We start from the raw sequence: 22032 nt of genomic DNA on the forward strand, positions 1-22032 counted from the left end.
TGTTTGAATCGGCAGAACGTGGCGCCGTTGACTCAGCGATTGATCAGTGCAATGACCGCATCGGTGATCTCGCGCGTGGTTGCCGTGCCGCCCAGATCAGGTGTATGCAGGCCGCTTTCAGTCACCGCTTCGATCGCCGACATCAGTTGCTTGCCGGCGGCAGGCTCGCCGAGGTACTCAAGCATCATTGCTGCGGTCCAGAACGTCGCGATGGGATTAGCGACGCCCTTGCCAGTGATGTCGAAGGCCGAGCCGTGAATCGGTTCGAACATCGACGGGAATTGACGTGACGGGTTGAGGTTGGCGGTCGGCGCAATGCCCAGGCTGCCTGACAATGCGGCCGCAAGGTCCGACAGGATATCGGCGTGCAGGTTGGTGGCGACTATGACATCAAGTGTCGAGGGCTTGAGCACCATGCGCGTGGTCACGGCGTCGACCAGTTCCTTGTCGATTTTGACGTCCGGGAAGTCTTTCGCCACTTCGTAGAAAATCTCGTCCCACAGCACCATACCATGGCGCTGAGCGTTGGACTTGGTGACCATTGTCAGGTGTTTGCGCGGACGGCTGCGTGCCAGTTCGAAGGCAAAGCGGTGAATACGTTCAACCCCTGTACGGGTGAAAATTGACACCTCGGTCGCCACCTCTTCCGGCAGGCCACGGTGGACACGGCCGCCATTTCCCGAGTATTCGCCTTCGGAGTTTTCCCGCACCACCACCCAGTCAATCTGATCGCCGTTGTGCAGCGGGCTCTTTACACCGGGCAGTACGCGAGCCGGCCGTACGTTGGCGTACTGGTCGAAACCCTGGCAAATCGGCAGGCGCAGGCCCCACAGGGAAATATGATCGGGGACGTTCAAGGCACCCACAGCGCCGAAGAAGATGGCATCGAAGGTCTTGAGCTCTTCCAGGCCATCTTCGGGAATGTAGTAGCCGTTTCTCAGGTAGTTATCGGAGTTCCAGTCGAAGTCCTTGAAGGCCAGGTCAAAGCCGGATTTCTTCGACAGGGCCTTGAGAACTTCTACCCCGGCGGCGATCACTTCTACGCCAATGCCGTCACCCGGAACCGCTGCAATTTTGTATGTACTCATCGTCAGTAACTTCCCGCTCGGTTTTTATTTTGTCCGTTGAACAGGGCTGTCCAATCGGGGTGTGAGCGGAGTATATGTATGACTGAGAACAGTGTGAGTGTCTCGAAATCACTACATCCATAACCCTGAGTTACTAATGAGTCAGACTCTGGACCTCTCGTTTTTCCACCTGCTGGCCAATCAGGGCAGCCTTGCCGCGACCGCGCGTGAGCTAGGTGTGACGCCGCCTGCAGTCAGCAAACGCTTAACAGCACTGGAGGCGCGCCTAGGTGTTCGTCTTATCAACCGCACCACTCGGTCGATGAGTCTGACGGCGGAAGGCGAGCTGTATTTTTCCCATGCCGCGCGGATTCTCACTCAGATCGACGAGGTTGAGCAGCTGGTCAGCAGTAGTCGAGCAACCCCTAAAGGCTTGATACGTGTCAATGCTTCACTAGGCTTTGGGCGTCGCTACATCGGTCCAGCGCTAGCCGCGTTTTTCTCGCGCTACCCCGAGGTGCAGATCCAACTGGAAATCAGTGATCACCCGCTGGATCTCGCGACTCACGGCTTTGACTTGGGCATTCGTTTCGGCACGCTGCCGGATGCTGCTTTTCATGCGCGCAAGATCGCCTCCAATCGCCGTCTGCTATGCGCCTCTCCGCTTTATCTAGAAAAACATGGTGTGCCCCAGCGGCTTGCGGACTTGCAGAACCACAACTGCATCTTTCTGAGGCAGAACGAAACGCCCTACGGTGTATGGAGCTTCGCTAATGGTAGTCGCACTCAGAACATCAAAGTTCGAGGAGCACTGGGCTGTAACGATGGGGAAGTCGCCCTGAATTGGGCGCTGGAAGGCTACGGCATCTTGCTGCGGGCCGAATGGGACATAGCACGCTATGTACGCAGTGGTCGTCTGCGGCTCCTGCTGGAAGATCAAACACCAGCGCGAGCGGATGTTTATGCGGTTTATCCACAGCAGTTATACCTCTCCGCACGAGTGCGCAGTTTAATCGACTTCTTGGTCGAGCGCTTCGACCATATCGATAACCTGAGTGGACACGATGTGCCCCTCCCGTGAAAGCATTGCAGCGATTTATGAGCTTGTCTCAGCGCCGTCGATCCTAACGCTGGTAGCTCCCAGCCGCGAGGCCAGTATCGAGCTGCTGCTTGAGCAAACGAGGATTTTGAACGACAGCGGATTTGCCGCTGGAGAGCATCTGTTGTTGCGAATCCATATCGGCTTGCTAAAAGACGCGCTCGCCGGGGTTACAACTATGGGACCATGCCCTGTGATGCTTACGTCAATGTCGAGTACATCCCTTAAGTGAACAATGTGTCTGCCACCCGAACGAGGAGCTAGTCATGCCATTATCCAAATCTATGCAGTTTTTTTCCCGATGTCCCCATATAGCGCGCCTCACTGCGCCCGCTAGCCGCGTGCAATTTGTGATCCTGCGCAGCGAAGCACTGCGGGTGAATCACTTTTGCCCCGGGCTGGATATTCGATGAGGAACCTTGGGATCCCCGTCCTTCTGCAGCTTCTTTCGCGTGAGTCAGTTGTGGCCTTCCACAGAAAGCCCCCAGACTTCACGCAAAGTCCTGGGGACTATTTAACGGATATACCGTTACTGGCAAAACGCATCCCTGTTCGCCGGCACCCGTCCCGGTTTACTTTCGGCCAAGAATGAATTCGATTGAAAATGCGAGTTGACACTCATTTGGTCGGGTATCTTCCTCGGCTAGCCCAAATTGCGGTTTTATTCACCTACGTGCCTAGCAAGGCTATCCACTTGAGTGAGTAAGGCACTGTATACTCATACAGATCTACTACTCGCCTCACTCAGACCAGGACCTCTGTTCGAATGCCAAACTCAAGCTTTGCGATCGACGTTGCTTCAATCAAACAGATGGAGAGCATTCCGCTGATTCTGAGGATGGTCAAAGCCACTACTGGCTTGCGATTCGCGGCGGTGGCAAGGGTTACGGAATCGCGCTGGATCGCTTGCGCAGTGGATGATGATGCAGGACTGGAACTGGACGTCGGCAGTGAGCGTGTGAGCGCGCAGACCTTGTGTGATCAGGTTCGCCGAATGCGTCGATCATTGGTTTATGGCGAGGGTTTTTACGAACTAACGCGATCTGACTACCCAGTCTGTGCGCCGAGTGATATTCCATCCGCTCAAAGCCACATATCAATCCCCATCATCACAGCTGACGGGCAGTTCTTCGGTACGTTATGCGCACTGGACACAGCCTCGGTCGTACTGAACGAGCAAAATGTCGTCACTACGCTTGAGCTGTTTGCTCAGCTGATTGCTTCAAATTTGGACCTTCACGATCGCCTTCGGCGCAGTGAATCGCAGTTGGGCGAATCAATCGAAATTGGGCGGCTGCGCGAGCAGTTCGTCGCGGTACTCAGCCATGACCTTCGTACTCCGCTAAGTGCCGTCAGACTGAGCGCAGACGCCTTGCACGGTGATGTCTCCGAGAACCGTCGCCGAGTATTGGCTGACGCCATCCGAACGAGCGCTGCACGCATGTCGGCATTGATCGAAGACGTTTTGGACTTTACGCGCTGTCAGTTGGGAGGGGATGTCAGCATTAAACCTCGCCGGGTTGCAGACATTTTTGGAGCGCTTGAACCTGTGGTACAGGAAGTGCGCTTGGCTAATCCGCAAGCAAACATTGTTTTTCAACACACAGGTGCGGCAACCCTGCTATGTGATCCAGGCCGGATCAAGCAACTGCTGTCCAATCTGGCTGCCAATGCTGTGGCCCACGGCCTTAAGGGTGGACCTATCCTGATCAAGGGACAGGTCAACCAGAGCACGCTGCAGTTGACGTGCACAAATGTCGGACAGCCTATTCCCGAATCGCTGCTTGGCTCACTTTTCGAACCCTTCACTCGGACAAAACACGACAGCCCCTCGGAAGGACTGGGACTGGGACTGTACATCTGCTCGCAGATCGCTAAGGCGCATGGTGGCACGTTAAGCGTATGCTCCTCAGAACAGGCCACTACATTTTCAGTGACACTGCCAATTCGATCGTGAGGCACTTCTAGGGCCTTGGGATATCGACAAATGGCAGCAGAATGTCTGAATCGCAACCCCCATCGCTGGTCACAACAGGATCCTCGCTGAAATTATACGGTTATGAACTCAATCATCGTTGTCGAAGACGAAGAACTGATCCTTGAGCTGATGGTGGATGTGCTCGAACTGTACGGCTACACCGTGCGGCCGTTCATCAGAGCTGATCTGGCCTGGCAGTTCATACAGGCGTGTGATCATCCACTGCGCTTGCTGATTACTGATCTGAAAATGCCCGGCACGATCGACGGTGTAGAGCTAGTCAAGCTTGTTCACCAGCTCCAGCCTGACATACCTGTTGTCGTCGCCTCTGGTTTCCACTCTGCCTCTGAAACCCTGGCTGACGAGGGGGTAGTCTGGTTGCCTAAACCATTCAACATCGATCAGCTTTATACCATTTGCCAGCGGCTCGCGCCTCTTCCCCTGATTCCTCTTGGCTAAGCCCTCAGGTCGATAACACACGCTTGCTTTCATTACGGAACTTAGATGCCGAACCAATCAACGCGCGTTAACAACAGTTCCACTGGTGACATCAGCGGTTCGGACCACAATATTTTTTTTGCGGCGGTCGAGACCACCCGCATGCCCATGATCGTCACTGACCCGAAGCGTCCCGATAACCCCATTATCTTTGCGAACAACGCTTTCATTGATATGACTGGTTACCGCCGCGATGAGATTGTGGGGTCCAACTGTAGGTTTTTGCAGGGCCCAGAAACCGATCGCGAAGTGGTGCGGCAAGTACGCCAGGCGATCGACTCACAGAGTGAGATCGCCGTCGAGCTGGTCAACTACAAAAAGGATGGCTCAAGCTTTTGGAACGCGTTGTTTATCTCCCCTGTGTACAACGATGCTGGCGATTTGATTTATTTTTTTGCCTCCCAGCTGGACGTAAGTCGCCGCCGCGATGCTGAAGATGGACTCCGGCAGGCACAAAAAATGGAAGCCCTGGGACAGCTTACAGGCGGCATCGCGCATGACTTCAACAACCTGCTGCAGGTGATGATCGGCTACCTGGACATGATCCAGCGCACGGCCGACAAACCTCAATACGACCAGCAACGAATACTACGCAGCGCTGGAAATGCCCGAGACGCGGCGGAGCGTGCGAAAACGTTGACTCAACAACTCCTCGCGTTCTCTCGCAAGCAAAAGCTTCAGGGAAGGGTGATCAATCTAAACGCCACCGTCACCTCTGCCCAGGAAATGGCTGTGCGCACATTGGTGGACACCGACATCAGATTGGTACTCGAGCACGACTTGTGGAACTGCAGGGTCGACCCGACGCAGACTGAAGTCGCTCTCCTTAACATTTTCATCAATGCCAGGGATGCGCTGGAAGCTGCCGAAAATCGGCAACTTACTATTGAAACCAAAAATGTGGCGGTCCAGGATCTGGCTTCAACCTCATATGACGGTTTGATGCCCGGGCGGTACGTGAGCGTCGCGATTACCGACAATGGTTCCGGAATGCCAGCGGCCATCGTCAACCGTGTCATGGACCCTTTTTTTACCACCAAGGAGGAAGGCAAGGGTTCTGGCCTAGGCTTGTCCATGGTGTACGGATTCATGAAGCAATCCGGTGGCACTGCGAGGATCTATTCCGAAGAGGGAATCGGCACCACGATCCGCATGTACTTTCCGGCGGATGATAGTCAACTGCACATGCTTACGGCTGCGGAGCAAATTCTGGAACAATCAGGCCATGAACGCATTTTGGTCGTGGAAGATCGCCCAGATGTCGCGGAGCTGGCCAGAATGGTATTGGAAGAATATGGCTATTCCTGCGCGCTCGCACTCAGCGGCAAGGAGGCGTTGACCGTTCTCAAAGACGACGGTCCATTTGACCTGCTGTTTACCGACTTGATCATGCCAGGCGGCATGAATGGAATCATGCTGGCCCGGGAAGCCAAGCGTCTTTACCCTGCCCTGAAAATTTTGCTTACAACCGGATATTCAGAGAACTCGCTTGAGCGGACCGATACAGGTGGCACTGACTACGACGTCATATCCAAGCCTTATATTCCGACCGACCTTGCAAAGAAAATCAGACAAGTCATGGAGGGTCCCAACGGAGTGAGCTAATGGATAGAAAGCCAAGCAGTGCCGATACTCGCGATGATGGGTTTTGCCCGCTCCCCCAAAACGTGGCGAGCAAGAAGCGCGGTTGAATAGCCCCGGTATGCACTGCGACATCAGTACTCAAAATTATAAGAAACTCGTTATCAACAATTATTGGGAGGATCTCACCGTGGTGTCATACGTCAACAATGTGCACGACGAAAGATACAAGTGTGTCAACAGAGAGTGTCAACGCACTGATTTGGAGCCGGACGCCGTGAACATGGAAAAGTGGACCTGTAAAACTTGCAAAAAACCCGTGCATGTCAAGATCAAAGATGCAGGTCGTCCGCTCTGGGTGAAGCGTATTCGCGCTAAAGCCGTAAAAGCAGGAACCGACATGGTGTATTTGCCCCATAAATTCGATCGGGCGTTCCAGGTGAAAACTTCGGCAAAAGGAACAGGAAAAGACCACAGCCATCAATGGATGCTGGTTTTGGCAGATAATGGATCAACCCTATATCGAATGCCTGACGATTACGTAGATGTCGACGCATGAATCACCCTGCCGATTCTAATGCCGGCGCAGCAAGACACAGCTGCAGATCGCCGGCAAACGCCGTCTGACCGCTGCCGAGTTTCAGATACTGGCTGAGGTGCCGGCAGCGGTCGAATGGTTCGCCAATATCGACAACCCGCGCACACGGCGGGCTTATCAGGCCGACCTCGAAGACTTCTGTGGATTTGTTGGCCTTACTGCAGCAGGGGAATTTCGCTCGGTCAATCGCGCACACGTTTTAGCCTGGCGCGCCGAGCTGGAACAGCGCGGCCTCGCCGGTGCCACGATCCGCCGCAAACTCGCGGCGCTGGCCAGCCTGTTCGATCACCTGCTGGAGAGCAACGCAGTCGCGGGCGGCAACCCGGTGCACGGGGTCAAAAGACCTAAAATCGAAACCAATGAAGGCAAGACTCCAGCGCTTGGTGATCACCAGGCCAAGGCCCTGCTTGATGCGCTAGATCCGGACACGCCCAAAGGCAAGCGCGATCGGGCGATTCTGGGGGTGCTGCTGTACCACGGGCTACGCCGCGAAGAGGCTGCGCAGTTGATGCTCGCCGACCAGTCATTTGCCTTCGCGCATTCAGCTGCTCCCCTCGCAGTTCGTGAGCGCACGTACATGGTGCGAATGACCTTCCGCTTTTTGCCATTGCCCTGGACAAGATCCACGGCAAAGACCTTGAACTCCTTGTCCTTCCAGAAGGCGTGAGCGTCAGCCTCGTCACCGAACAGCATGCGCTCTTGCTTGGGCGCTGGAGCGATGGCCCGTTCCTCGGCTTGCTCCTGGGCGACTTCAATGACCTTGGCAGCGGTCAGCTGCGCATCCATGCCCTTGCCCCAGGATTGCTGCATGTAGAACGGCTGCGCCTCAACGACGCCCGCTGCGTCGGAATGACTGATGGCCATCGACTCGGCCACCGCCTCGATCACTGCGCCTTCCCACTCGAAATACTTCATTGCGGCCTTCCCACATAAATGCTTATGTGGGAATTTTAGGTGCGTTAAAAGCACCTGTCAAAACCATTTTTGCACCGGCTCGCTTAATTATTGGCCCCCAGCTTTCGAGGGTATAAACCGGCCCCGATTTGATGATTTTGACCCCCGCCTGTTCACCCGCTTGGGTTATTAGATTGGTGACGGTCTTCTTGTCGAGTCCGGTCTTTGCCGCAATTTTTACCAGCGTGGCGTCGGGTATTGAGTCGATTGCAGCAAGCACACAGAGCATGCGCCGCAGGTCGCCTTTTGGATAACTCACAACATCGCTCATAAGGCTGCTCATGGGTGCTATTAACGCACCCATTCTAGACGTGGCCATGTGGCTTTGTCACGCTCATAGGGGCAATCTCAAACGCTGGACGGATAGCGCCTTGGTCACCCCTTAAATGGGGCTTACTGTGGTCCAGGCACGCATGGGGGCAGGTTTGCACCCGAAACCGACTTAGCCTAAATCGGTTGCCCGTTTACCCCAAGTCGGTAACCGAAAGGCATGAAAAAGGCCCCCGGACGGTGGGAAAGTCCGGGGGCCTATTTAACGGATATCCCGTTATTTCCAGTGACCGATCGCCGATGACCTAGGACGGGTTTTGAGTGTTGGAGGGGCATTCACGAGGTTGGAATTCACCCGGAGAGTACCGCACGCTGCTGCCCACTGACTGGAAGGACTGCACCCTCCGGCACATAGGCCGCAATATCTACAGGTTGATCTAAGCCTAAGCCGAGGAGTGGCTGGGCATGGCCATAGAAACCGCTGGCGGGCCGCTGCCAGACGCCGGTGAGAGTTTATACCGGCTCTTTGACGGCCTGCGAGGCGACTGAACTCAGAGTTTCGTGTTGAGGTTGAGGGTCGGCGTCTCGTCGAAGAAGTTCCATGGCTTGAGCAGTAAGTGCACCCACTCGGTCGGCATGATCGGCCATTCCTCGGCCCGAGCCACGTGTGTGGTACCGGTGGTCAGCCACACCACGTCATCGGTGTTTTCGATCGACTGGTTGTTCGCCGTGAACTGCCCCAGACCGCTGTCGGTTGCCGAGCGGTTCGGGTACTTGCCTTCCGGGAACCGCTCCTGCGGGTCGTAGCGGGTCACCCAGATCTGCTTGTCCATGAAGCTGAGGCGATTGTATAGCCACTCGTCGCTGTCGAAATTGGCGCCCTTGGCCACCGGATGCGTGCCGCCGGCATAAGGAATCAGTTGGTAGGAGACCGGGTAGCCCATTTTGTTTTCCTTGCCCGGGTTGCTGATCAAGCGGATGGTCGCAGGGTCAAATTTCTGCGAGGCCTGCTGCTCGGTGCTTACCACCTGCTGGTCGATCTGCATGGTGCTGGTACGCGGGCCGCCACGGTTGTTTTTGGCCACAATTGGGTTCAGCTCAACCAGCGAGTTGTTCTCGCCGTCGACGTCCATGTCCAAGCGGAAGTTGTAGATGTGTTGGTGGGTAGTGCCGACGATATTGTGGTCGATCAGCGTGCCGTAGCGGGTGTCTTCCTTAGCGGTGGCATCATGGAGGGTGGTGGACTTCACGCCCTTGACCGCTTCGATGCCGGTAGCGCCGGCGTCGATGCCGATCACGCCGTTTTCCTGGAAGACCCAGTCGAAGATGTAGTCGTAGTTGCCCACGGTGCTGATCCAGCGCACTACCAGTTCGCGGCGCTCGGTACTAAGGTTCGGCTGGCCCATTTCCGCGTGCTTGTACTCAGGGCCGGCGTAGCGCTCGAATATGGCCATGGCGCGTGGGATCTTGGTCGGTGCGCCTGTGTAGTCAGCGATGGTAGCATCCAGCAGCACAGCGTTCTGCGGTGCGTCCTTGCCGGGCTGGATCGGCGAGGTAAGGGTGCCCATGCCGTAGTCGCCTGAGTCCAAGTAGGCCTTGAAGTACCAGCCCACGTCCGGGTCACCGTAGGGCACGATCATGCCGCCAAGGTTGCCTTCGTACATGATTTTGCGTTTCCTACCTTGGTCGTTGTAGGTCACGGTTGAAATTACCGGGCCAACGCGGGAGTCGAGGTGCAAGTGCAGGTCCCAGTTCTGCCAGTGGATGCTGTCACCGGTAATGGTGTAGTTCTTGCCCTCGGGCTCGGTGATGTCCAGCGGCTTGACCGTGGCGCCCTTGCGGCCGCGGCCATCGTAGGGGGTAGGCTTCATCGGTACAGGAATCACGCCGGAATCTTCGATCTTGAGGATCGATTTGGTCTCCAGGTCGACCACCGCCACCAGGTTTTCGATAGGGTGAGCCCAGTAGTTGCCGTCGCCGACATCGAGATAGCTGACTATCTTGAGCAGGCGCTTGTCCTGGGTGAGGCCGTCCTTGCCGTCGAAGTAGCCGACAGTCAGCGGCGTGGCTACCACCTTCTTAACGTTGGTAATACCGCGCTTGGCCAAGGCCTGGGCGTATTCGGGGCTGGCTTCGATAACATTCTGCACCGTGGCGAAGTCGTCCAGCAGGACCATGCCGTGGGCATCCTTGATCGGCTCCCAGCTCAGCAGTTGCTTGCTCTTGAGGTCGACCACGGCCTCGATCACGTACTTTCCGTCGAGCACCACCACATCGGCTTGGCGGGGCTGGCTTACCGCTTTGCCAGTGAGGACGAAGTCCCACACTTCGCTCTTTTTTGGCTCACGCAGGGAGATCGCGGTATAGCGCAGGTTGCTCTTCGCATGCGCCGACGCCTGGACGGCGGCCACGGCGGTTTTTATTTCATTGACGCTCAGCGTATTGAGCGGGTGCGGGCGGGTTTCAACCACAAAGGTTTTATCCAAGCCCGATTGGAAGACTTCGTTGATGAAGTCGTGGGACATGTAGGCAGTATTGTTCTTGAACACCACCGGCACGCTCATTTCCAGACGTTTGCCATTGAGCATAGCCACTTTGCTATTAGGCTTGACCTTGACATAGGCACCGTCCTTGGAAATCACGAAGACGTTAGCGTAGTCATCATATTTAACCGTAGCGCCGAAAGTTTCGAGGGTGCTTTGCAGCGGTACCATTTCTGCCGCGCCGCCGTGGGCCTGGGCCTGGGGCGTGAGGCTGACGAGGGCCAGCGCCAGGGCCAACGGGGCCATGGCGAAGCGCTGATGTTTGAACATATTACCCATGAGTGTGTCCTTGAGTTCCCGGCCAAGTGAGGTTGTTTTTTATTCCGGTGACGGCTGGATACCGTTCTTTTGCGCACGTGCCAGACAACTTTTTATACATGCCAAGGTTCGGCGGTTGAACTGGCCTGCGGATTCACTCTACGGCTGAGAGCGGGCGGGGAATTAACACAAAGTGGCAACCGGTGATTTCACGGCTTGAATTGTATGCTTGTACTATAGCGGTGCACAAAGTTGAGGCGGCGATGCTGCAAATAAGGGCAAATTGACATTTATTTCGGACAGGAAAGACACGTCACGGGGCGGCATGACAGTTGCAAACATTTTGTAACATCTGCTCATTCGCGAGCGCGCCCTTTCGAGACTTCGTATGCACCAGTCCCTGCACACCACTGATATTTTCGAGCACGCCAATGCCTTGCCGGGCTGGCAACAGCAGTACGATCAACTCAGCAGCGGGGGGCTGGACGGCTGGCTGGACGTAGCCCAGGTGGACGATGTGCAGCTATTTCGCGAGCGCCTCAACCAGCAAGTGGTGCAGTGCATCAACTTTCCGTGCGATGCGGTCAATATCCTGCTGCCGCTGTCGTGGCCGCAAGAGGATGAACAGGGAATGATCGCCCAAGGCCGCGCCACGGTGCTTCCGGCAATCGACGAGTATCGGGTGGTGACGCCGCGGGGCATGGATGTGCTGTGCCTGTCGGTACCGTTCAATTCGCTGCAGGGATTGCTGGACGAGGCCGCGCTCGAGGTGTTGATGGTATCAACCGCGTCCCGCCGGGTATGCCTGCCGCCTGCGCGACTGGCCAAGGATATTCGCGCGCTGCAGGAGCTGATGGTGCAGTGCATCGGTTGGCAGACGCTGCAGATCAAGCGCAGCTTGACGATGCTGATGGTCGAGTGGCTCGAGACCGTGGTTGACACAGGCAAGGCGTTGCCGCGGCCGAGCACCCGGGGCTATATCGTCGAGCGTTGCCACCAATGGCTGATGGAAGCCCCTGACGCCGCACCCAGCGTTCTGGAGTTATGCAAGCGGCTGAAGGTCTCGCGGCGCACCTTGCAGTACAGCTTTCAGTCAGTAGCGGCAGTGACGCCGGTGCAATACCTGCGCTCAGTACGCCTGAACGGCGCGCGTCGTGCCTTGAAGCAGAACCCCCATGCCAATATCGCCGAGGTGGCGGAACGCTGGGGGTTCGGCCATTCGAGCTATTTCACTCTGGAGTATCAGAAGCTGTTTAATGAGTTGCCTTCGGCGTTGTTGCGGCGCAGAGCATCAGAAGGGTTTGAGCAGCAGTTTTGGCGAGCGCCTGGCATGCTTGACTGACCTCACATGCCCATCGGCTTAAGCCGTGAGGCCGAACAGCCCGCTAACCGTGTGAAAAAGGATAGGAAGGCGAAAATGGGGTTTTGCTGGCTTTCAGTAGAATTGCATGAACAGTGTATTGTTATCAGCAGAATCCATAGGCAGTAGCTGCCTGCGGCAGGTTCAAACTGCTGTCAGTCAAACCTTGAGCTGGCCTGGTTTACCAAAAATCCGTTATGCGCAGTCAAGACGCAGCAAGATGCCGAAGGGCTGAGCGACGCTTTGGATCGATAGCGGTCGGCCGTGGATCACCGCTTTCGACCCGCAGCCATGTGTGACGAGACAGAACATGGTTTCGCTGCGCTTGGTCATTTAGTCACGATGCTTGAGGCCGATTGAGGCGTGGCAATTTCGCGATTCGATACTTCCCTGTCTGTAAGGCCAGCACGCACGTTCTTTCATGCTCGGCGACTGCCGGACGATCGTCAACTTCGGTTTCTTCGGAGCCTCTGGCCTTGGCGAAAGATCGGAGCTAACTCGAAAAGCGACCACATTGTCAGCGCCTCTAGGAACGAAGTTCTGATCATTGAAAACCGTTTGCCTAGGCGCATTGTCTGGTGAACGGATTTCCGATGATGCTCGAAGCCATGATGAATTGAGGTCCTGCCTCGGCGGCATCGGATTTATGACAGTCAGTTGTTCTTCCCGTCCAGTCGAGCTCTCCGTCCGCTTGTATGCTGAGTCGAGGCTTGGAGCTCGGCCAATCAACTGAAGTGTAGCTACCGTCGCCAAGCTCGCGATTAGCACACAGATCGCCATATAGAGGACGTTATGTTTGTGATGCCCTCGGAAGATTCGCTCAGGGGCATCGCTAATGTCGGCTTTCATATCCATTCTCCGGCACATCCTTGAAGACCTGGAATGGTCCATTTCTTAGGCGCTTTGCTAGCAAGGGCACGGGGGTGCGGATGCAACGGATTCTCGGCCCGATTGCATCAAATCAGGCGCGATACGCACCGAAGGTTTCTAGCCAACAGCGAGCAGTCATGACGGCGTGTCGTGCATTTCAGTTACATCGACTTGACCGATACGACTTCCACATAGCGGTATTTCCTCCTGGCTGCCTTTGTGGCTTCCTGCTCCGCCAGTAGAGTACTCAGGGTATCGGCCTCATGTAGGATTTCATACGTCTTGCCTTCAAACTCGTTGCTTACCCGGAGTGTGACCAGCAGCCTCGGGGTGAAGGTCTTGGCAGGCTTCTTTTTTGCCGCCCTTGAGATGGGCGCCTCGACCTCTGTCAAGGACGGCGGGCTTACTCGCGCGGATATTTGAGCGTTCCCGAACAACGCTTGACGCATCTCTTCTTCGGTCAATTCTTTGCTCATTTGACGTCTCAGAGTTTCATCGTAAAACCGACGGGATTCTACCAGCTAGTCCTGGCCAAAAAGTGGCTGCCATGGCAATGCAAACAGATACGAGGTCCGTATGCAGCCAAGGCTAGCTAATTCAATTAGGTACTCCGCATCTTTTACGATTGGACTCAGCAATCCTTGAACCTCCTACCGATAGGAGGTCTTTCCATGAACACTGTAAAACGAACGAATGGCTCACCGTGGAACAAGGGGAAGCTTGTCGGACAAAAGTCCGGCGCATCATTCCAGATGAAGCTCCTTTCAGATATCCCGCCTTGGCTTCGGCTTCCTCTTCGGCGGTGGACCACAAATTTCGCAGACGTCGCCAAAGCTGTCGTCATATTCCCTTTTGCTGACGATGATGTGATTTAGCACCCGCTTTATCGTCGGGTTCTACACAGTCATCGCACAGTGGCACGGTGGGGCATTGCTCAGCAGCGCTGTCGGATGCTCGTTTCTAGCCGCCCAGGTACGCGCGGCGAGCTCCTTTTTCTACGTTCATGCGCCTGCGGTCATTCACTGACATTTTTTGCATCGTAGGAAGTCAGAGACCGCGACCAACTTGGCATCTTTGACGCTGTCGATCTCTACTATGCATCAAGCATCGGGGTTGCTTACCAGTGCAATAAATACATTACCAACACTTTTGGAGGCAGAGGGGTGCATGGCCCTTTTTGATCCCATCCGCGACTATTTCCGATGCGCGGGAGCAACAACCCTTAGCCCTGGTGGGTGTCGCCGAAGAAATCATCCTCGGCCACTAACCCGAAATCATCGCTCAACATGCCATCATCATCGCAAAACAAGTTCTGCACACGGCGTTGCTGTTTGAGATTAGCAACTGCCTGAAAAAAGCACCCCTCACAGAGGTGAAGCTCGTAGCGCTCGCCGTCGTGCTCGGCGCCATACCCCCAAAGTGCTTGCAGCGTGGCAAATTGCAAATTACCGCTCTCTGATCTGGTGGTGAGTCGGCAGACGTCGCATAAAACATCTGTGATGGCTTCGATCTCAACTTTACCGGTGATCTTCATGACTCCCTCCACTCAAGCACTCGACCGATGTACTCAGATTACATCTTATGCGCTTCATCGGTCAGTTCAGTGCGAGATTCGAATCATTGATTCCCATCTCATGGTCCTCATTGCGGTGTCCGAGATACCGCAAGCGGCCGCTATGGAGCGGGAGCCCGCATTCTCAGCGCGCCCGGCTTAGGGACACTGAGTATTACGATCAACGCGCGTACTCCCAGCACTCCGTTGAGAACAGGGAGCTCAGCAACGAATTCGGCACTGCGCACAAAAGCGGGGGCCACACCGGTTTTACGAACGCGACAGGTTTATTTCGCATGCGACGGACTTAATTCACAAAGATCAGCGCAGTACGCTGTGGATAACTTATTCCACCGTCACGGACTTCGCCAAATTACGCGGCTGATCCACATCCGTACCCTTGAGCACTGCCACGTAATACGAAAGCAGTTGCAGCGGAATCGTGTAAAGGATCGGCGTCAATGCGTCGAGGATGTGGGGCATGGAAACCACGTGGGTCCCCTCTCCGTTGACCAGCCCGGCCTGTTCGTCAGCGAAGACGATCAGCTCGCCGCCCCGTGCACGCACTTCCTGCAGGTTGGATTTCAGTTTCTCCAGCAGCTCGTTGTTAGGTGCCACGGTGACGACAGGCATGTCGCTGTCCACCAGTGCCAACGGGCCGTGTTTCAGTTCGCCCGCCGGGTAGGCTTCGGCGTGGATGTAGGAGATCTCCTTGAGCTTCAACGCCCCTTCCATCGCCACCGGGAATTGCGCGCCACGACCCAGGAACAGGGTGTGATTCTTCTCGGCGAACAGTTCGGCGATTTTCTCCACCGTCGTGTCCATCGCCAGTGCTTCACCCAGGCGGGTCGGCAGGCGGCGCAGCTCTTCAACCAGTTCTGCTTCCACGCCAGCGCCCAGCGTGCCTTTGACCTGACCCAGTGACAGCGTCAACAGCATCAGCGCGACCAGCTGCGTGGTGAACGCTTTGGTCGACGCGACGCCGATTTCCGGGCCGGCCTGAGTGAGCAGGGTCAGATCGGATTCACGCACCAGCGAACTGATGCCTACGTTGCAGATCGCCAGGCTGGCAAGGAAACCCAGTTCTTTGGCATTGCGCAGCGCGGCCAGGGTGTCGGCGGTCTCGCCGGACTGCGAGATCGAAACGAACAGCGTGTCCGGCTGGACCACGACTTTGCGATAGCGGAATTCGCTGGCGACTTCGACCTGGCAGGGAATGCCGGCCAAGCCTTCGAGCCAGTAACGCGCGACCATGCCGGCGTGATAGCTGGTGCCGCACGCGACGATTTGCACGTTGCGTACTTTGGCGAACAGCTCCGCCGCTTGCGGTCCGAATGCCTGCACCAGAACCTGCTGCTGACCGAGGCGGCCTTCCAGGGTGCGCTGCACGACTTTTGGCTGCTCGTGGATTTCCTTGAGCATGAAGTGGCGGTACTCGCCTTTGTCCGCCGCTTCTGCGCCCTCGTGGTACTGAACGATCTCACGCTCGACGGGCAGGCCGGATGCGTCCCAGATCTGCACGCTGTCGCGACGGATCTCGGCGATGTCACCCTCTTCCAGATACATGAAGCGGTCCGTCACCTGACGCAACGCCAGTTGATCGGAGGCGAGGAAGTTTTCCCCAAGGCCCAGACCCACAACCAGCGGGCTGCCACTGCGGGCAGCAATCAGGCGATCCGGTTGATGTGCGCTGATGACCGCAAGGCCATACGCGCCGTGCAGTTCCTTGACCGTGGCCTTCAGAGCCGCAGCCAGATCGGGCGTGTCCTGCAGTTTATGGTGCAGCAGATGGACGATGACCTCGGTGTCCGTGTCAGACGTAAACACATAACCCAAGCCCTTCAAGCGCTCGCGAAGCGGCTCATGGTTTTCGATGATGCCGTTGTGCACCACCGCCAGTTGCTCGTTGGAAAAATGCGGGTGAGCGTTGCGCTCCAACGGTGCGCCATGGGTCGCCCAACGGGTGTGGGCGATGCCGAGGCGGCCTGTGACAGGTTCGCCAGCGAGCGCCCGCTCCAGTTCGCTGACCTTGCCGACCCGACGACAACGCTCAAGCACGCCGGCGTTGTTGAATAACGCCACGCCAGCGCTGTCGTAGCCCCGGTATTCCAGGCGCTTGAGGCCCTCCAGCAGGATGGCAGTAACATTCCGTTCAGCAACAGCGCCGACAATTCCACACATGGTTCTTCTCCTAGGAAACAGCAGCGCAAATCAAGGTTACGCCGCGAGCCTGAATTTGTTCGCGTGCCTCTTGAGGCAGGCGGTCATCGGTAATGAGGGTATGGACGCTGCCCCAGGGCAGCTCCAGATTGGGAATCTTGCGACCGACCTTATCGGCCTCGACCATCACGATCACTTCCCTGGCAACTTCGGCCATCACCCGGCTGAGCCCAAGAAGCTCGTTGAATGTGGTTGTACCGCGGGTAAGATCAATGCCGTCGGCGCCGATGAACAGCTGATCAAAGTCGTAGGAACGCAGCACCTGCTCCGCCACCTGACCCTGAAACGACTCTGAATGCGGGTCCCATGTGCCGCCGGTCATCAGCAGGACCGGTTCGTGCTCCAGTTCACCCAGCGCGTTGGCGACATGCAGGGAATTGGTCATCACCACGAGGCCCGGCTGCAATCCTAGCTCCGGGATCATCGCAGCCGTTGTACTGCCGCTGTCGATGATGATCCGTGCGTGTTCCCGAATGCGGGCAACAGCCGCGCGTGCGATGGCTTGTTTGAACCTAGAAACGGGCTGGCCGGGTTCGCCGATCAATTCCTGGGGCATCGGGATGGCGCCGCCGTAACGACGAAGCAGCAACCCGTTGCTTTCGAGCGCAGCCAGATCCTTACGGACCGTCACCTCGGACGTTTCGAAGCGTTTGGCCAACTCGTCCACGCTTACCTCCCCCTGCTCATTGAGCAGAGCAAGAATGTTGTGGCGGCGTTGAGGCGTGTTACGTTTCGACATGATTGCCTTAAGTTTCGTTTCGAAAGTTAACGAACGCAATGAAAGCTCATCGAAAGATATACGTCAAGGGGGAGTTGGATTTTTGGGGAGGATGGTTAAACGATTTTGTAGAGGGATGGTTGTTTAGCGACTCGGGATCAGCTGCCTGCCTGGCAAGCAGCCGATGTGACCTGTGGATAACTTAGTCTTTCTTGATTTTCACGGGTCGTTTCCAGCCTTCGATGTTGCGTTGGCGAGCACGGGCAACCGCAAGCTGTTCGGCCGGCACATCCTGATTGATGGTAGAGCCAGCGGCAGTGCTAGCGCCTGCCGCGATATGCACAGGGGCGACCAGCGAGTTGTTCGAGCCGATGAACACGTCTTCGCCCATCACCGTCTTATGCTTGTTCGCGCCATCGTAGTTACAGGTGATGGAGCCAGCGCCAATGTTGGTGCGCGCGCCGATCACTGCGTCACCCAAATAGGTCAGATGGCCTGCCTTGGCGCCCTCGCCCAGATGAGCATTCTTCAATTCGACGAAGTTACCCACATGGGCACGGGCGTCGAGCACGCTGCCCGGGCGCAAACGAGCAAAAGGTCCTGCATCCGCGCCTTCGCCAACGATCGCCCCTTCAAGGTGACTGTTCGCCTTGATGATTGCGCCCTTGCGCAAGGTGCTGTCCTTGATCACGCAGTTCGGCCCGATGGAGACGTCGTCTTCGATGACGACTCGCCCCTCAAGGATGACGTTCACGTCGATCATCACGTCGCGGCCAACAGTGACGTCGCCACGAACGTCGAAACGCGCCGGGTCGCGCAACGTGACACCCAACGCCATGAGTCGGCGGGCTTCGCGCTGCTGGTAATGACGCTCGAGCTCGGCAAGCTGTTTACGGTCATTGGCGCCCTGCACTTCCATGGCGTCGTCGGGCTGAGCAGTCGCGACCACGAGGCCATCATTGACGGCCATGGCAATAACGTCAGTCAGGTAATACTCACCCTGGGCGTTTTTATTGGAGAGGCGGCCCAGCCAGTCGGCAAGGCACTTGCCCGGTACCGCAAGGATTCCGGTGTTACCTTCCTTGATAGCCTTCTGCTCTTCAGTTGCATCCTTGTGCTCGACGATAGCGCTGACGCGATGCTGCACGTCACGGACGATGCGGCCATAACCGGTCGGGTCTTCCAGCGTGACCGTCAGCAGACCCAACTGCTGATCATTTACCAGCGCGAGGAGGCGGTGCAGGGTCTCTACTTGTATGAGCGGGACGTCGCCATAAAGAATGAGTACCGTCTCGGCCGTCAGCGCTGGCAACGCCTGAGCAACGGCGTGGCCAGTGCCCAATTGTTTGTCTTGGAGCACGAAATTCAGATCATCGCTCGCCAATTGCTCTCGGACCCGCTCTGCTCCATGGCCTATGACCACGTGAATGCCCTGGGGCGAAAGCTGGCGTGCGCTGTGAATAACATGGCCGAGCATCGATTTACCGGCTACAGGATGCAAGACCTTGGGCAGAGCGGAACGCATGCGAGTGCCCTGACCCGCGGCGAGAATGACGATATCGAGAGACATGAAGGGATTCCAGACGAGCAGGCCACATTAGCCGGGCTGATGATTCAGGCGAGAAGCCGAAAAAAGAAAAAGGGTAGCCGAGGCTACCCTTTTACTCAATCGCGCAACGGGTCGCCGGGGTTAGCCGCCGAACTTCTTGCGAATTTGCTGGACGGTGCGCAGCTGAGCTGCGGCCTCCGCCAGACGTGCAGCAGCAGCTCCGTAATCGAAATCTGCGCCTTTTTCATTCAGAGCACGCTCGGCAGCCTTGACGGCTTCCTGAGCTGAGGCTTCGTCCAGATCTGCAGCGCGTTGCACGGTATCGGCAAGCACTTTGACCATGTTCGGTTGAACCTCAAGGAAACCACCGGAGATGTAAAACACCTCGGCTTCGCCACCCTGCTTGATCAGGCGGATCGGACCTGGCTTCAGATCGGTGATCAACGGTGCGTGGCCTGGAGCAATACCGATATCACCCAGGTTACCGTGTGCAATCACCATCTCGACCAGACCGGAGAAAATCTCTCCTTCCGCGCTGACGATATCGCAATGGACTGTCATAGCCATTTGCATGCCTCAACCTGATTAGCGCCCGTTGCCGGGCGCCTGGATTACAGTTTCTTGGCTTTCTCGATCGCTTCTTCGATGCCGCCGACCATGTAAAACGCCTGTTCAGGCAGATGGTCGTAGTCACCGGCGAGGATGCCTTTGAAGCCAGCAATGGTGTCTTTCAGGGAAACGTATTTACCCGAGGCACCGGTGAAGACTTCAGCCACGAAGAACGGCTGCGACAGGAAGCGCTGAATCTTACGAGCGCGGGATACCAACTGCTTGTCGGTTTCCGACAGCTCGTCCATACCCAGGATCGCGATGATGTCTTTCAGCTCTTTGTAACGCTGCAGAACATACTGAACACCGCGAGCGGTGTCGTAGTGGTCCTGACCGATCACGTTCGGGTCCAGCTGGCGCGAAGTCGAGTCCAGTGGATCGACCGCTGGGTAGATACCCAGGGAAGCGATGTCACGGGACAGAACGACGGTGGCGTCCAGGTGAGCAAACGTTGTGGCTGGCGATGGGTCGGTCAAGTCGTCCGCCGGTACGTATACCGCCTGGATCGAAGTGATCGAGCCTTCCTTGGTCGAAGTGATGCGCTCTTGCAGCACGCCCATCTCTTCAGCCAGCGTCGGCTGGTAACCTACTGCAGAAGGCATACGGCCCAGCAGTGCGGATACTTCAGTACCGGCCAGTGTGTAACGGTAAATGTTGTCGACGAACAACAGAACGTCGTTACCTTCGTCACGGAACTTCTCAGCCATGGTCAGGCCAGTCAGGGCGACGCGCAGACGGTTACCCGGCGGCTCGTTCATCTGACCGTAGACCAGCGCTACTTTGTCCAGAACGTTGGAGTCCTTCATCTCGTGGTAGAAGTCGTTACCCTCACGGGTACGCTCGCCCACACCGGCGAACACGGAATAACCGCTGTGCTCGATGGCGATGTTACGGATCAGTTCCATCATGTTTACGGTCTTGCCGACACCGGCACCACCGAACAGACCGACTTTACCGCCCTTGGCAAACGGGCAAACCAGGTCGATGACCTTGATGCCGGTTTCCAGGAGGTCGTTGCCGCCAGCCTGATCAGCGAACGAAGGTGCAGGACGGTGAATGCCCCAGCGCTCTTCGGTTTCGATCGGGCCCGCTTCGTCAATCGGGTTGCCCAGTACGTCCATGATCCGGCCCAGCGTCGCTTTACCGACTGGTACGGAGATGGCTGCGCCGCTGTCGATAACGTCCAGACCGCGCTTCAAGCCTTCGGTGGAACCCATCGCAATGGTACGAACTACGCCGTCGCCCAGCTGTTGCTGAACTTCCAGAGTAGTTTCCGCGCCTTGTACTTTCAGCGCGTTGTAGATGCTCGGTACGCTGTCGCGTGGAAATTCCACGTCGATCACGGCGCCGATGATTTGAACGATACGTCCGCTACTCATTAGCTGGATCCTCTGAATATTTGAACCGTTAAACCGCGGCAGCGCCGCCGACGATTTCCGAGATCTCTTGGGTGATCGCTGCCTGACGCGCCTTGTTGTAGATCAGCTGCAAATCGCTGATCAGGTCACCGGCGTTGTCAGTGGCGTTCTTCATCGCGATCATCCGCGCAGCCTGTTCAGCCGCGTTGTTCTCGACCACCGCCTGATAGACCTGCGACTCCACATAACGGACCATCAAGCCGTCCAGCAGCTCTTTGGCGTCGGGTTCGTACAGGTAATCCCAGTGGTGCTTGAGTTCTTGATCCTGGGTCGCGACCAACGGAATCAACTGCTCGACCGTTGGTTGCTGAGTCATGGTGTTGATGAATTTGTTGGACACCACGGACAGGCGATCAATACGGCCCTCCAGGTAGGCATCCAGCATCACCTTGACGCTGCCGATCAAATCGTTGATCGACGGCTCTTCGCCCAAGTGGCTGATCGCAGCGACAACGTTACCGCCGAAGTTGCGGAAAAACGCCGCACCTTTGCTGCCGACCACGCACAGATCGATCTCTACGCCGTTTTCACGGTTCTTCGCCATGTCCTTGACCAAAGCCTTGAACAGGTTGGTATTCAAGCCACCACACAGACCACGGTCACTGCTCACCACGACGTAACCGACGCGCTTTACTTCGCGTTCGATCATGAAGGGATGACGGTATTCCGGGTTAGCGTTGGCGAGATGACCAATCACCTGGCGGATGCGCTCCGCGTAAGGACGGCTAGCAGCCATGCGCATTTGAGCCTTGCGCATTTTACTGACCGCCACTTTTTCCATGGCGCTGGTGATCTTTTGCGTGCTTTTGATGCTCGCAATCTTGCTGCGAATCTCTTTTGCGCCTGCCATGTAACACCTATCAGGTTAGCAAGCGGGAGCCTCGCGACTC

At 56.5% G+C, this 22032-nt stretch carries 18 protein-coding genes and 1 pseudogene; 8 read left to right on the forward strand and 11 right to left on the reverse strand.

Annotated features, from left to right (window positions below):
* Positions 1–32 precede the first annotated feature (32 nt).
* The gene (locus IFT47_RS23590; protein WP_192174371.1) at positions 33–1088 is read right to left on the reverse strand and encodes a tartrate dehydrogenase; all 1056 of its coding nucleotides are present in this window, start codon (positions 1086–1088) and stop codon (positions 33–35) included.
* Between the two features lie 136 nt (positions 1089–1224).
* Between IFT47_RS23590 and IFT47_RS23595 the strand changes: the two genes are divergently transcribed.
* The 7 genes and pseudogenes from IFT47_RS23595 (at position 1225) to IFT47_RS23625 (ending at position 7754) form a co-directional block, all read left to right on the forward strand.
* Positions 1225–2148 (forward strand): LysR family transcriptional regulator, encoded by a 924-nt coding sequence (locus tag IFT47_RS23595; protein WP_192174372.1) that lies wholly within the window; start codon positions 1225–1227, stop codon positions 2146–2148.
* A 784-nt stretch (positions 2149–2932) separates the two neighbouring features.
* Entirely contained in the window at positions 2933–4123 is a 1191-nt protein-coding gene (locus IFT47_RS23600; protein ID WP_192174373.1) for a sensor histidine kinase, read from the forward strand.
* Positions 4124–4225: 102 nt separating this feature from the next.
* Positions 4226–4603, forward strand: coding sequence for a response regulator (locus IFT47_RS23605; protein WP_192174374.1), 378 nt, complete (start codon positions 4226–4228; stop codon positions 4601–4603).
* Between the two features lie 45 nt (positions 4604–4648).
* Positions 4649–6247 (forward strand): histidine kinase famiy protein, encoded by a 1599-nt coding sequence (locus IFT47_RS23610; RefSeq protein ID WP_192176545.1) that lies wholly within the window; start codon positions 4649–4651, stop codon positions 6245–6247.
* Between the two features lie 259 nt (positions 6248–6506).
* Positions 6507–6782, forward strand: coding sequence for a hypothetical protein (locus tag IFT47_RS23615; protein ID WP_192174376.1), 276 nt, complete (start codon positions 6507–6509; stop codon positions 6780–6782).
* Positions 6783–6822: 40 nt separating this feature from the next.
* Positions 6823–7341 (forward strand): annotated as a pseudogene (locus IFT47_RS23620) (tyrosine-type recombinase/integrase); the annotation flags it as partial.
* Between the two features lie 143 nt (positions 7342–7484).
* On the forward strand, positions 7485–7754 hold the full coding sequence (locus tag IFT47_RS23625) for a hypothetical protein (RefSeq protein WP_192174377.1): 270 nt from the start codon (positions 7485–7487) through the stop codon (positions 7752–7754).
* A gap of 4 nt (positions 7755–7758) precedes the next feature.
* Here IFT47_RS23625 and IFT47_RS23630 read toward each other — a convergent pair whose 3' ends face one another.
* Complete coding sequence (locus IFT47_RS23630) at positions 7759–8046, reverse strand: hypothetical protein (protein ID WP_244656040.1); 288 nt, start codon at positions 8044–8046, stop codon at positions 7759–7761.
* Between the two features lie 550 nt (positions 8047–8596).
* Positions 8597–10867, reverse strand: a complete 2271-nt coding sequence (gene tynA / locus IFT47_RS23635; RefSeq protein WP_192174378.1) for a primary-amine oxidase — start codon at positions 10865–10867, stop codon at positions 8597–8599.
* 367 nt (positions 10868–11234) lie between these two features.
* On the opposite strand from tynA, the gene IFT47_RS23640 reads away from it, so the two are divergent.
* Positions 11235–12188: a helix-turn-helix domain-containing protein gene (locus IFT47_RS23640; protein WP_192174379.1), complete on the forward strand. Its 954-nt coding sequence runs from the start codon at positions 11235–11237 to the stop codon at positions 12186–12188.
* 1049 nt (positions 12189–13237) lie between these two features.
* Here the strand turns inward: IFT47_RS23640 and IFT47_RS23645 are convergent.
* The 8 genes from IFT47_RS23645 to atpG form a co-directional block, all read right to left on the reverse strand.
* Positions 13238–13552: a hypothetical protein gene (locus IFT47_RS23645; RefSeq protein WP_192174380.1), complete on the reverse strand. Its 315-nt coding sequence runs from the start codon at positions 13550–13552 to the stop codon at positions 13238–13240.
* Between the two features lie 746 nt (positions 13553–14298).
* A complete protein-coding gene (locus IFT47_RS23650) occupies positions 14299–14610 on the reverse strand; it encodes a hypothetical protein (protein WP_192174381.1) in 312 nt (103 codons plus the stop codon).
* 363 nt (positions 14611–14973) lie between these two features.
* Positions 14974–16809 (reverse strand): glutamine--fructose-6-phosphate transaminase (isomerizing), encoded by a 1836-nt coding sequence (glmS, locus tag IFT47_RS23655; protein WP_192174382.1) that lies wholly within the window; start codon positions 16807–16809, stop codon positions 14974–14976.
* 10 nt (positions 16810–16819) lie between these two features.
* Complete coding sequence (locus IFT47_RS23660) at positions 16820–17590, reverse strand: DeoR/GlpR family DNA-binding transcription regulator (protein WP_192174475.1); 771 nt, start codon at positions 17588–17590, stop codon at positions 16820–16822.
* 178 nt (positions 17591–17768) lie between these two features.
* The gene (gene glmU, locus IFT47_RS23665) at positions 17769–19136 is read right to left on the reverse strand and encodes a bifunctional UDP-N-acetylglucosamine diphosphorylase/glucosamine-1-phosphate N-acetyltransferase GlmU (protein WP_192174383.1); all 1368 of its coding nucleotides are present in this window, start codon (positions 19134–19136) and stop codon (positions 17769–17771) included.
* A 120-nt stretch (positions 19137–19256) separates the two neighbouring features.
* Complete coding sequence (locus IFT47_RS23670) at positions 19257–19682, reverse strand: F0F1 ATP synthase subunit epsilon (protein WP_133774003.1); 426 nt, start codon at positions 19680–19682, stop codon at positions 19257–19259.
* Between the two features lie 44 nt (positions 19683–19726).
* A complete protein-coding gene (gene atpD, locus IFT47_RS23675; protein WP_037016914.1) occupies positions 19727–21103 on the reverse strand; it encodes a F0F1 ATP synthase subunit beta in 1377 nt (458 codons plus the stop codon).
* Between the two features lie 28 nt (positions 21104–21131).
* A complete protein-coding gene (gene atpG, locus IFT47_RS23680; protein WP_037016916.1) occupies positions 21132–21992 on the reverse strand; it encodes a F0F1 ATP synthase subunit gamma in 861 nt (286 codons plus the stop codon).
* Positions 21993–22032 lie beyond the last annotated feature (40 nt).

It is taken from the genome of Pseudomonas sp. CFBP 13711 (assembly GCF_014842265.1).
Taxonomy (GTDB): Bacteria; Pseudomonadota; Gammaproteobacteria; order Pseudomonadales; family Pseudomonadaceae; genus Aquipseudomonas.